The 8,584-nt window shown below is 67.6% G+C and carries 17 protein-coding genes; 8 read left to right on the top strand and 9 right to left on the bottom strand.

What is annotated here, in order from left to right:
- Positions 1 to 56 precede the first annotated feature (56 nt).
- Together PV682_RS44485 and PV682_RS40265 are read right to left on the bottom strand one after the other, a co-directional pair.
- Entirely contained in the window at positions 57 to 314 is a 258-nt protein-coding gene (locus tag PV682_RS44485) for a hypothetical protein (RefSeq protein ID WP_407705821.1), read from the bottom strand.
- Positions 315 to 418: 104 nt separating this feature from the next.
- Complete coding sequence (locus PV682_RS40265; protein WP_319737397.1) at positions 419 to 961, bottom strand: NUDIX hydrolase; 543 nt, start codon at positions 959 to 961, stop codon at positions 419 to 421.
- Positions 962 to 1,143: 182 nt separating this feature from the next.
- Here PV682_RS40265 and PV682_RS40260 point away from each other — a divergent pair, with 182 nt between their 5' ends.
- Both PV682_RS40260 and PV682_RS40255 read left to right on the top strand, forming a co-directional pair.
- Positions 1,144 to 1,353: a hypothetical protein gene (locus tag PV682_RS40260; RefSeq protein ID WP_319737395.1), complete on the top strand. Its 210-nt coding sequence runs from the start codon at positions 1,144 to 1,146 to the stop codon at positions 1,351 to 1,353.
- A complete protein-coding gene (locus tag PV682_RS40255; RefSeq protein WP_319737394.1) occupies positions 1,337 to 1,858 on the top strand; it encodes a DUF6879 family protein in 522 nt (173 codons plus the stop codon). Before PV682_RS40260 ends, PV682_RS40255 begins: the two co-directional genes overlap by 17 nt.
- Here PV682_RS40255 and PV682_RS40250 read toward each other — a convergent pair.
- Together PV682_RS40250 and PV682_RS40245 are read right to left on the bottom strand one after the other, a co-directional pair.
- A complete protein-coding gene (locus PV682_RS40250; protein ID WP_319737391.1) occupies positions 1,855 to 2,208 on the bottom strand; it encodes a hypothetical protein in 354 nt (117 codons plus the stop codon). The genes PV682_RS40255 and PV682_RS40250 overlap by 4 nt on opposite strands.
- 105 nt (positions 2,209 to 2,313) lie before the next feature.
- Positions 2,314 to 3,162 carry a radical SAM protein gene (locus PV682_RS40245; protein WP_319737390.1) on the bottom strand — a complete coding sequence of 283 codons (849 nt, stop codon included), beginning with the start codon at positions 3,160 to 3,162 and terminating at the stop codon, positions 2,314 to 2,316.
- Positions 3,163 to 3,316: 154 nt separating this feature from the next.
- Between PV682_RS40245 and PV682_RS40240 the strand changes: the two genes are divergently transcribed.
- Positions 3,317 to 3,997 carry an NUDIX domain-containing protein gene (locus PV682_RS40240; protein WP_319737388.1) on the top strand — a complete coding sequence of 227 codons (681 nt, stop codon included), beginning with the start codon at positions 3,317 to 3,319 and terminating at the stop codon, positions 3,995 to 3,997.
- Positions 3,975 to 4,394, top strand: coding sequence for an NUDIX domain-containing protein (locus PV682_RS40235; protein ID WP_319737385.1), 420 nt, complete (start codon positions 3,975 to 3,977; stop codon positions 4,392 to 4,394). Before PV682_RS40240 ends, PV682_RS40235 begins: the two co-directional genes overlap by 23 nt.
- Here the strand turns inward: PV682_RS40235 and PV682_RS40230 are convergent.
- Genes PV682_RS40230 through PV682_RS40220 form a run of 3 tightly spaced genes read right to left on the bottom strand, consistent with a single transcriptional unit; the run spans position 4,391 to position 5,715 of the window.
- The gene (locus tag PV682_RS40230; protein ID WP_319737384.1) at positions 4,391 to 4,627 is read right to left on the bottom strand and encodes a DUF397 domain-containing protein; all 237 of its coding nucleotides are present in this window, start codon (positions 4,625 to 4,627) and stop codon (positions 4,391 to 4,393) included. The genes PV682_RS40235 and PV682_RS40230 overlap by 4 nt on opposite strands.
- Positions 4,628 to 4,666: 39 nt before the next feature.
- Positions 4,667 to 4,876, bottom strand: a complete 210-nt coding sequence (locus tag PV682_RS40225) for a DUF397 domain-containing protein (protein ID WP_079057271.1) — start codon at positions 4,874 to 4,876, stop codon at positions 4,667 to 4,669.
- Positions 4,873 to 5,715 carry a helix-turn-helix domain-containing protein gene (locus PV682_RS40220; protein WP_319737381.1) on the bottom strand — a complete coding sequence of 281 codons (843 nt, stop codon included), beginning with the start codon at positions 5,713 to 5,715 and terminating at the stop codon, positions 4,873 to 4,875. Before PV682_RS40220 ends, PV682_RS40225 begins: the two co-directional genes overlap by 4 nt.
- A gap of 92 nt (positions 5,716 to 5,807) precedes the next feature.
- On the opposite strand from PV682_RS40220, the gene PV682_RS40215 reads away from it, so the two are divergent.
- The 4 genes from PV682_RS40215 (at position 5,808) to PV682_RS40200 (ending at position 7,429) form a co-directional block, all read left to right on the top strand.
- A complete protein-coding gene (locus PV682_RS40215; protein ID WP_319737379.1) occupies positions 5,808 to 6,065 on the top strand; it encodes a hypothetical protein in 258 nt (85 codons plus the stop codon).
- Positions 6,062 to 6,475, top strand: coding sequence for a hypothetical protein (locus PV682_RS40210; RefSeq protein ID WP_319737377.1), 414 nt, complete (start codon positions 6,062 to 6,064; stop codon positions 6,473 to 6,475). The genes PV682_RS40215 and PV682_RS40210 overlap by 4 nt, the downstream gene beginning before the upstream one ends.
- Positions 6,476 to 6,534: 59 nt before the next feature.
- Positions 6,535 to 6,906, top strand: a complete 372-nt coding sequence (locus PV682_RS40205; RefSeq protein WP_319737375.1) for a hypothetical protein — start codon at positions 6,535 to 6,537, stop codon at positions 6,904 to 6,906.
- A 175-nt stretch (positions 6,907 to 7,081) separates the two neighbouring features.
- The gene (locus tag PV682_RS40200) at positions 7,082 to 7,429 is read left to right on the top strand and encodes a hypothetical protein (RefSeq protein WP_319737373.1); all 348 of its coding nucleotides are present in this window, start codon (positions 7,082 to 7,084) and stop codon (positions 7,427 to 7,429) included.
- A 223-nt stretch (positions 7,430 to 7,652) separates the two neighbouring features.
- Here the strand turns inward: PV682_RS40200 and PV682_RS40195 are convergent, their stop codons facing one another.
- Positions 7,653 to 7,928 (bottom strand): hypothetical protein, encoded by a 276-nt coding sequence (locus PV682_RS40195; RefSeq protein ID WP_319737371.1) that lies wholly within the window; start codon positions 7,926 to 7,928, stop codon positions 7,653 to 7,655.
- Positions 7,929 to 7,977: 49 nt separating this feature from the next.
- Positions 7,978 to 8,478, bottom strand: coding sequence for a hypothetical protein (locus tag PV682_RS40190; RefSeq protein ID WP_319737369.1), 501 nt, complete (start codon positions 8,476 to 8,478; stop codon positions 7,978 to 7,980).
- Positions 8,479 to 8,584: the final 106 nt, after the last annotated feature.

Genomic DNA, 8,584 nt, shown 5'->3' with positions numbered 1-8,584 from the left:
GACGGCACGTTCTTCGAACCTCAAGCCGTCCCCCAAGCCGCCTGAAACATCACCAATCAACCGACCCGCCCCTTGACGAAAGAGATAGGGGCACCCCCCGCAACCTCGAACCGCCCCCCACCCGCCCGCTCCAACTCATGCGCCAGCTTCTTCACGAGCCGTGAGTGCCAGGCCCGTTGGGGCCACAGCCTGAAGAGCAGCGCGCCGTCGACGAGTTCGGTGTGGCGCGGTGCCTGCGGAAGACGGTCGAGATCATCCGCTTCCCACCCACCCGCCCTGGGCGGCGCCATCCACTCGGGAAGTCCTTCGAGCACGAGGTCCTCCAGACGCGCCGAAAGGCGATGCGGACTCGGTCGTACGGCCGGCGGCCAGCGTAATGGAGCCCACCCACCCGCACCGCAAGCCCCCTGTGGCCGCCTCAGCGGAGGGCCTCCTCGACGTGCCGTCGCAGCGTCGTGTCGGTGAGGTCGGTCAAGGGGCGCCAGGCGGAGCCGCTCACCTCCTCCGTCTGCAAGGTGATGTCACCCTTTCCGGTCAGCCGGAACAGGTACCTGAAGTCGACGTGCTGGTGCGCGGGTTCGTTCTTCGCGGGGTTGGCCGGGATGGGGTGCACGTCGATGTGGACCGGCAGGGGCAGGAGTGGGGTGACGTCGGCGGAGATGCCCGTCTCCTCGCCGAGTTTGCGCAGGGCGGCGTCCAGGAGGGTGCCGTCCTCGGGCTCCGGATGGCCGCCCGGCGTGAGCCAGACGCCGAGGGCGTTGTGGCGGACGAGCAGGACTCGCGCGTCGTCGTCGACGAGTACGGCCCCGGCGGTGGCGTGCCCCCGGAACTCCCTGCGGCTGGCCAACTCGGCGTCGGTGCCGAGGAGTTCCACGACCGGCGCGAGCAACGCCTTCTCCCCGGGCCGGGCATCGACGTACGCGGCGAGGGTCTCGCGGATGTGCTCGCGGGTGATGGCCATGGGCTGCTCCTCGAAGGAAGGGGCTTCATACATACCGGGTTCCGGGGCTCCTCCGGCGCCCGGTGACACGCCCTGTTTATGCGAGAACGTGCATGGCGGCGTCCGGGCGTGGACGTCACCCCCCGCTCTGTCTACCGTCGTCGAGCAGGCGACCCGACCAGGGTCCGGGCAAGGGGGTTGGTATGTCCGAGCGTTCGGCACTCATCCGGCTCACGGGGAACGGTGAAGGCGAGTGCGGGGAGAAAGACTGCCCGAACGTGTACCGCACGGCGACGGGGTCGATCATCGTGCAGGGTGACGTGTGCGACGTGTTCACCCCGCCTGTCGGGGAAGGGCTCGTCGAGATCCCGGAGTCGGTGTTGAGGGAGGCCGTTCGTGCTCTTGGATGGTGACGCGTGGAACGACTGCTTCGACTCGATGCAGCATGAGGCGTGGCGGCTGGAGACGCTGTCCACGTACGCGATGCCGCAGGAGGCGGAGAAGCTGGCGAGGTTCCTCGCGGGGGAGAAGTCGCCGGACGACTACGCGTCGGCGTGGATGGACGAGGTCCGGGCGTGGACCGGGGAGGGCAAGTACGTCGGCCGGGTCCACCTCCTCACCCGCCCCCTCTCCGACTACCTCCGCTTCGAGTTCGAGTACTACTACCGCCACCACGTGACCGCCGGCGAGGACATCCGCATCCTCGACCTCACCGACCGCCCGAACCCGGGCCTCCCGGCCCAGGACTTCTGGATGTTCGACGAGTCCAAGGTCGTCCTCATGAACTACCGCCCCGACGGCACGCAGATCGGACGGGAGCTGTACGAGGGCGACCCGGAGCCGTACCGGAGATGGCGGCGGCTCGCGGTCGCGGAGTCGGTGCCGTTCCTGGAGTACGTCCGGCGGGTGACGTACTAGTCGTCACCGCGCAGACTTTTCAGGTAGGCACCGGCCGTCGCCGTGAACGCCTCCCTCGCCGCCTTGAAGTCCTTCCAGTCGGGATTCCTGCCGCCGTCCTCGTGCATGGCCTTGAGCTGATCGAGGAGCAGACGTGCTTCCTTGTGCGGGCCGACACCTTCGAGGTCGATGGGGTTGAAGGCGGCCCGGGTCGCCGCGTACGCGCGGTCCACGGCGTCGATCGCCTCGTGTTCGCTCGCGTAGCGGCCGTCCTGCCGGTGCCACACGACGTGCGATTCGGCGTCGACGGCGGTGAGGAACCGGGCGTACATCTCCAGGCGGGCGAGGTAGAAGAAGGTGTCGTCCATCATGGCTGCTCCAGTGCCGCGAGCGGACTCGGGTGGCGACACGCTACCCGCCTGCGACCGTGATCGGTGGCGGGCAGGAGGGATTCCCCCGTGTGCGCTACGGCTCGTTCAGCAGTCGGTGCGGGGCAGCGATCCGCTTCCGCCGTCGTCGTCCCCGCTTCCCGTGGGGCCGCAGGCGGCGTCAGGTGCGCATATGGTCTGCGGCGAACAGCTGTCGAAGCTGGGATTGCACTCCGGAAGGCATGTCGGCGCCGTGTGCGGTGCGGTGGGCGGGAATTTCCTTTCCAGATCGGTGCGGGCGGAGTTCATCGCCTCGCTGCTGTAGATTTCGGCGAGCGTCTGCCGGTGGACGTTCCCCAGTTCCATCCACCGCGAGAACACGCAGGGTGTCACCCGTCCATCGGGAAGAACGGCGAACTTGGCGCGTCCGCACATTCCGCACAACTCCTCAAATCGAGGCGGTTTCCCGTCGGCGCCTCGGCCGAACGGCCGGATACGGTCCGTGCGGACATCCCTGATTCCGAGTTCACGCGCGCGCTGGACGTTGGTTCGGGTGCGGGCGTGTGATCCGCGCGTGCCGGTCACGGTCTCGTGGTCCGGTGCCTCGTCGCTGTAGTAGCTGAACGCCAGCCGCACACCGGGTAGTTGCAGCGCGTCCCACACCTCCGGCTTGATGTGGGTCATGTTGCTGAACACCTCGACACGCATGGCGTACTGCCCGGCGTGGCGAATGAAACGGGAGAGTCCAGGGTGCAGCGTCGGCTCACCACCGATGAACTGAATGTCACGCACGCCCATTTCGTCGAGCTGGTCGATCACGCGCATCCAGTCGGTTTCGGTCATGTCGCCGTGATCTCCTTGCGGAGAGGATTCTGCATAGCAGTGTCGGCAGTTGAGATTGCAGAGACCTGTGATCTCAAGCCATGCGAACCGAGGGTGGAGTTGACCCGGGAACATCGGCGCTCCTAGAAGGCTTCATGAGACGATCTGATTCGACTCTGTGATGAGTGAATCGTTCTCGATCCAAGCTCGCCAGGCACGGATGATGCAGTGAGAGTGCAATCAGTGTGCAGGATCATTGCCATCGATCGTGGTGCGTCGGGAGGCCGGGATGGATGTGGTGGAAGTCTGGAACGGCTACTACGCGGGTGTCCTGCAAGCAGCTCTGAGGATGACGAACGAACGGTTCGCCGATTGCCTCGGAATTGCTCCGCGTACCGTGGCGGGCTGGCGTGCCAACCCTGATGCCGTACTCCGGGGTGAGACACAGCAGTTGCTCGACGGAGTGTACGAATCGGTACCGCCGGCTGTGAGGAAGCGGTTCGCCCTGGTGCTGACGTCGGAGCGGCGATCCACGCTGGGCAGCGGTGATCACACGGTTCAGCCGTTGAGGGTCGCCATCGCGGTCGTCGTACGTGCGCGAGAGGTTCTCCTGGTGTGCCGCCGTGACGACGGAGCCACTGGCGTCGGCTGGCAGTTTCCCGCCGGAGTGATCAAACCGGGCGGCGACCCGGCCAGCGCGGCGGTTCGGGAGACTCTGGGGGAGACGAGCGTGCGTTGTACGGCCACCCGATTACTCGGCACCAGGCTTCACCCGGTCACGTCTGTGCAATGTGAGTATTTTCTCTGCGAGTTCCTCGCCGGAGAGGCTGCCAACAGGGACATCGTCGAGAATGTCGATGTCATGTGGGTGGCGGACGACCTGATCGAGCGCTTCATCCCCGTGAGTGCCATCTTCCCTCCCGTCCTGGCGGCCTTGAAGGAGCGATATGACCACGGAGACGCCGAGTGACGACGACCGGCCGGCGATCGCGGCTGCGGTTGTTGTGCGGGAGGGGTGTGTGCTGCTCGTCCGGCGCCGGGTTCGGGAGGGGGCGTTGTTGTGGCAGTTTCCGGCGGGGGAGGTCGAGGGAGGGGAGTCGGAGGAGGACGCCGCTGTGCGGGAGGTGTGGGAGGAGGTCGGTGTGGTGGTGAGGGTGGTGCGGGGGCTTGGGGGGAGGGTGCATCCCAAGACGGGGCGGCGGATGGCGTACGTGGCCTGTGAGGTGGTTTCGGGGGAGGCGTACGTCGCGGACCGGGAGGAGTTGGCCGAGGTGGTGTGGTGCGGGGTGGGGGAGATTCCTGAGTATGTGCCGTATGGGGTGTACGGGCCGGTGCAGGAGTATCTCGACCGGGTGGGGGCGGCTTAGAGGGAGGCGAGGAAGGCGGTGAAGGCGGGGGTGGGGATGCGGAGGGTGGGGGCGTCGGGGAGGGATTTGGAGTCGCGGATGAGGGTGGTGGTGGGGGTGGGGGCGATTTCGACGCACTGGCCGCCGTTGTTGCTGTAGGAGGAGGTGCGCCAGGCGGAGGTGGCTACTTCGACGCAGGCGCCGCCGTTCTCGCTGTACGAGGACTTTCGCCAGGTCAGGGGTGTGGGTGTCATGGAGCCCCATGGTGAGGGGTCGCATGGGGCTCCGACAGGTCAGAATCCGCCGAACTCGGGGGAGTTGAGGGCGGAGAGGAAGCAAGTGAAGGCTTCCGCGCGGACGTTCAGGGCAGGGCCCGACTGGTTCTTCGAGTCGCGGACCGGGACCGTGCCGTGGGACGCGGCGAGGTTGGTGGCGATCTCGACGCAGACGCCGCCGTTTTCGCTGTACGACGACTTGAACCAACGGGGGGATTCGGTGCTCACTTGAGGCCCCTTTGCAGCTCTCTGATCATGGCCACGGACTCCGCCTGGGACAGCGACACGGCCTGTAGCTGATGGTAGGACGCCAACAGGGGTTCGACGAATGTGATGTCGCGCTCAAGGTGGCCCCGGTGGGCGGACTCGGCGTAGGACAGGAGCGAGCGGTCGCGCATGGTCAGCAAGTACAGGGGCAGACTGAGCGGTCGGCGTTCTCCCAGCTCGAACAGGGCGATCTGGAGATGGGTGTTGGGTAGCTCGGCGAACTCGATCAGGCGGTCGAACTGGGCGTGCATGACGGCGGGGCCACCCATGGGCCGACGGAGGCAACTCTCGTCCAGCACGGCGAAGATCTGCGGTGGAGGTGTACGGAGCAGTGAGGCCTGCCGCTCCTTGATGAGGGCGATCCGCTCCTCGGCCTGAGCGCTCGTGATCGTTCCCCGTTTCACAGCGGCCTGCGTGACCACCTGCGCGTACTCCGGGGTCTGGAGAAGCCCGGGAATGACGCCCACCTCGTAGAGTCGGATCTCGGCCGCCTTCGCCTCATCGTTTATGTACTGCGGCGATCCCTCCAGCAACCCTCCCTTCTGCATCTTCCGCCACTTGCGCTCGAACATGTCTCCGGTCCCCAGCGCTACGTCGACCCTTCTGGCCAGCTGAAGAGTCGGCCTCTTCCGCGCCGTCTCCACCGCAGACATGTGGGAGCTGGAGAAGCCCGTGCGCGTGGCGAGTTCCTCCTGCGTCAGGCCCTGTTTCTCGCGTTCTTCTCGCAGAAGCGCACCGAACGCCGCCTCGGGCGAGCTGTCGGGGTCGAGTTTCTTCCGGTTCAACGGCTGCTCCACCATCCTTCCAATCCGGCCGGGCTGGTTGAAAGGTTCCCGGCGGCTCGGCCACTCTGAGGCTCACGGTAATGGACGCGTTACGGAGAGGAGTGGCCATGTCCGGAAAACGTGCGGAGCCGGAGCCCGAAGTGCCGCCGCCGGTACCGGAGATCGGGGCGTTGTACCTGGATTCCGTACGGGAGTTGGTGGGGGAGTTCAGGGGCACGTGGGCGGGGCGGTGGCTGTTGCGGCCGGTCAGGGGCGGCGTGGAGTGGGAGGTGGAGCCGGGCGACGTACGCGCGTTGAACGCCGAGCAGCGGTTGCGGGCCGAGGTGGGGAAGGCGAACGCGCGCAGCAGGGGGAAGGTGCTGTGAGGGAACGGGTGCTGGCGGAAAGGGAGTTGGTGATCCGGCGGTACCGGGAGGGGGTTCCGCTCAGCCGGCTCGCGGAGGAGTACGGCGTCAGTGCGGGGTGGTTGGGGCGGCGGTTCGACGAATGGGGCGAGGCGCGGCGGGGGTTGGTCGACGCGCTGCTCTACCGGAGGGCGGGTGCGCGGGTGTTCCGGGGGCGCGCGAGGCGCCGTAGCAGTGAAGAAGTTCGGGAAGCGCGCGCGGAGTTCGTCGCGGCGCGGGACAGTGTGGAGGCGCGGTACCGGGAGGGGGTTTCGGCGGCGGCGCTGGCCCGGGAGTTCCGGGTGAGTCCGACGTTCGTCGCGGAGCGGCTGACCGAGTGGGGGGTGCCGCGCAGGGAGCCGCGGGCCTCCGAACCGTCGTCATCGTCGTGATCGTCGTACGGAGAATCTCTCAACTGACTTGCGAGGGCGCCATGTTGCAGTGCACCGCCGTGAAGCTTCTGCCTGTGCGGGACGTGCTGGCCTTGCTCAAGGCCAACCGCGAAGAGCCGTACGACCACGCCGAGTTCGCGGACGGGTACGTCTGCTGCGAGCTCGCGGAGGGGCACGACGGGGACCACGCGGACTTCCTCTGGGACGGGTTCGCGCTCGACGAGGGGCAGTGGTTCCTGTGGGGGGAGGAAGAGTTCAGGTTCACCGTGCTGCGGTGGTGCCCGGCCGCGCATCCGGACGGCGACGCGTGCGGGCTGTACGACGGGCATCCCCTCGTCCACGCGTGGGACGTGACCGACCCGACCTCCGACGCGCTCCTCCAGGACCTGATCGAGAACCCGGAGAAATGGGGACTTCCCGGGCCGCTGTAGCTCTCAGGTACTACGGGGAAATTCACCCGAACGAGTGAATACTCGGAAGTCAGTTTTCCGCTTGCGTGACTTGGCCCTACGGTCTGTCACCACACAACAAAAAGCGCCCCGAGGGATCGCCATCAACGATCCGACGGGGCTGAGCCGAACCAGCTTGTAAGGAGCTGATCGACCTATGCGCGATTTTATCGTGCGCGCCCTTCTGAGCGCCCTCCGCATCCTCATCCCCCGCCGTCGTCCCGGACGACACAGCGCGGACCACTTCACCGCCACCGCGCCCCCGACCCCCGTCATCCCCGAAAGCCCCTGGTCACGCCCCTGGACCAGCCCCTCCAAGGCCGAAGCCGCCGAGATCTTCCGCCGCCAGGCCCTGGCCCAGGCCGAAGCGGAAGCGGCGTGGTGGCAGGAGGAACGCCGCCGCCAGCGAGAACGACTGCACGCCGCCGAGCTGGCCTCCCTGGGCATCGACTACCCGTACACGTACCCGGGAGCACCGTTCACGGAGTTCCCGATGGGCGCCTGAAGCGGGGCCTCTCCACCCGCACGACGACAGGGACGCAGCGGCCCTGGACGCCGGGTGACCTCCTCGGAACCGGCGTCCACTCCCTCGGCCTGTCCTGGTGTGTCGCGGCTGTCCGGCCGAGGGTGTGCATGGGCTGCATCTTCGAGATCGTCCTCAGGACGCCGGGAGGAGTGGAGGGGCCGCGCGCGGGCGGCGGGCGGGCGGCGGAGGAGCTGTGGGGGCCTCACGCCTCCGGGACGGGCAGCTTGCCGGTGCCGTACTTGTGGGTGTGCGTCGTGATGTAGCCGTCGCCGGTGGGGCTCGTGTGGACGAGCACCTCGCGGGCGTACGGGTCGACGACCAGGAGGACGTCCTCGAAGCCGAAGCGCTTGCCGTTCCGCTGGGCGTCTTCACGGAGGATCGCGAGGTCGGGGGCGGAGTACTCGTCGGCCGGGAAGTCGAGACACACGTCGGACGTCACCCGGGGGTGACTCCCCAGCGTGAGCGTGGCGATCTGCATCGAGCGGATCGTGTGGAGTGTTCCTCGCTTTGCGGAGCCAAGATCACCGTCACCGCTTTCCGGCGGCCCGGCTGATGTACAGGACCCGTACCGCCTGGGTGCGGTTGACGCCGAGGTGGTAGTCGAGGGCGTTGTGCGTGGTGGTGTGGCCCGGGCCGGTGCTGGGGCGGTCGATGTGGGTGGTGAGCCAGGTGAGGACGGGTTTCGGGGCGTTCGTCGCGGCTTTCGCGCAGGAGAGGAGGAAGCGGGTGGCCTCGCCTACGTCCTTGCCGAAGGCCTGGCAGGCGAGGGAGGTGAGGGTGTCGGTGGTCGACTTCGTCTCCACCACGCCGATGCGCAGGGACTTCTGCCCGGCGCCGGTTCCCATGCGGCGGTCGGTGCCCGGCATGTCGCGGTACGTCAGGTGCCAGTCCGCGCCGAGCGCCTGCTCGAAGGGGACGGCGGTGAGGGGCTTCGCGTCGGAGCGGGGCTCGTGGAGCGCCGGGGTGCAGGCCGTCGCCGCGAGGAGGAGGGGGGTCAGGCGGGCCAGGGTGCGGAGGGGGGTCGGCATGGTCGGAGTCAAGACCCGGGGGTGGGGGCGGGGGGTGCGACACGGGGGCCGCTGAGGCCGGACGGGGGATTAATCGGACGTACATGATCAATGTGATCAGATTCTG

The sequence above is a fragment of the Streptomyces niveiscabiei genome (assembly GCF_033794345.1).
Classification (GTDB): Bacteria; Actinomycetota; Actinomycetes; order Streptomycetales; family Streptomycetaceae; genus Streptomyces; species Streptomyces niveiscabiei.
The sequence above is the reverse complement of the archived record's forward strand: the minus strand, read 5'-3'. Positions and strand labels throughout refer to the sequence as shown.

Coding starts and splice junctions, on each gene's coding strand:
- PV682_RS40240 (WP_319737388.1), top strand. CDS start 3,317: ATGGATGTGGTGGAAGTCTGGAACGGCTACTACGCGGGTGTCCTGCAA.
- PV682_RS40260 (WP_319737395.1), top strand. CDS start 1,144: ATGTCCGAGCGTTCGGCACTCATCCGGCTCACGGGGAACGGTGAAGGC.
- PV682_RS40215 (WP_319737379.1), top strand. CDS start 5,808: ATGTCCGGAAAACGTGCGGAGCCGGAGCCCGAAGTGCCGCCGCCGGTA.
- PV682_RS40190 (WP_319737369.1), bottom strand. CDS start 8,478: ATGCCGACCCCCCTCCGCACCCTGGCCCGCCTGACCCCCCTCCTCCTC.
- PV682_RS40265 (WP_319737397.1), bottom strand. CDS start 961: ATGGCCATCACCCGCGAGCACATCCGCGAGACCCTCGCCGCGTACGTC.
- PV682_RS40235 (WP_319737385.1), top strand. CDS start 3,975: ATGACCACGGAGACGCCGAGTGACGACGACCGGCCGGCGATCGCGGCT.
- PV682_RS40250 (WP_319737391.1), bottom strand. CDS start 2,208: ATGATGGACGACACCTTCTTCTACCTCGCCCGCCTGGAGATGTACGCC.
- PV682_RS40245 (WP_319737390.1), bottom strand. CDS start 3,162: ATGTTCCCGGGTCAACTCCACCCTCGGTTCGCATGGCTTGAGATCACA.
- PV682_RS40230 (WP_319737384.1), bottom strand. CDS start 4,627: ATGACACCCACACCCCTGACCTGGCGAAAGTCCTCGTACAGCGAGAAC.
- PV682_RS40220 (WP_319737381.1), bottom strand. CDS start 5,715: ATGGTGGAGCAGCCGTTGAACCGGAAGAAACTCGACCCCGACAGCTCG.
- PV682_RS40195 (WP_319737371.1), bottom strand. CDS start 7,928: ATGCAGATCGCCACGCTCACGCTGGGGAGTCACCCCCGGGTGACGTCC.
- PV682_RS40200 (WP_319737373.1), top strand. CDS start 7,082: ATGCGCGATTTTATCGTGCGCGCCCTTCTGAGCGCCCTCCGCATCCTC.